The organism is Bacillus sp. SIMBA_074, assembly GCF_046534555.1.
GTDB classification, from domain to species: Bacteria; Bacillota; Bacilli; order Bacillales; family Bacillaceae_G; genus Bacillus_A; species Bacillus_A mycoides.
Genome location: NZ_JAWRYM010000109.1, coordinates 1 through 476, shown reverse-complemented (window position 1 = coordinate 476; position 476 = coordinate 1). Strand labels below are relative to the sequence as shown.

Annotated in this window: 1 protein-coding gene; it reads left to right on the top strand. The window is 42.2% G+C overall.

Annotated features, from left to right (window positions below; all coding sequences use genetic code 11):
* Positions 1-119: 119 nt before the first annotated feature.
* On the top strand, positions 120-476 hold a 357-nt coding region (locus SB773_RS30030; protein WP_410593840.1), incomplete at its 3' end, for a TMEM175 family protein.

The window sequence follows — 476 nt, the reverse complement described above, 5'->3', positions numbered from 1 at the left end:
ATGCGTTATGTTCAAGCGACTGTTATTATGCTAGATATGTATTATTTGAATAGTGTAAAATGCTTTACGTTAACTAAACCAGTCTGTTTAAACGCGAAGAGAGGAAAAGGTGAAACACTTTGAAAGCGAATCGGATGGAAGCGTTCAGCGATGGCGTGCTCGCGATTATCATTACAATCATGGTGCTGGAATTTAAAGTGCCTGAAGGCCATGACTGGTATGCACTGATTGAGCTAGGTCCAAAAATTTTAAGCTACATCTTCAGTTTTGTTTATATCGGCATTTACTGGAATAACCATCATCATCTACTGCACATGGTTCGAACGATGAACGGGCGTTTAATGTGGCTCAATTTGCTGCTTCTTTTCTGGTTATCCCTCGTACCGTTCACAACAGCTTGGATGGGTGAAAGCTCTTTTGCTGCCACACCAACAGCTCTGTACGGGATTATTTTACTGCTCGCGGCGTTCTCGTAC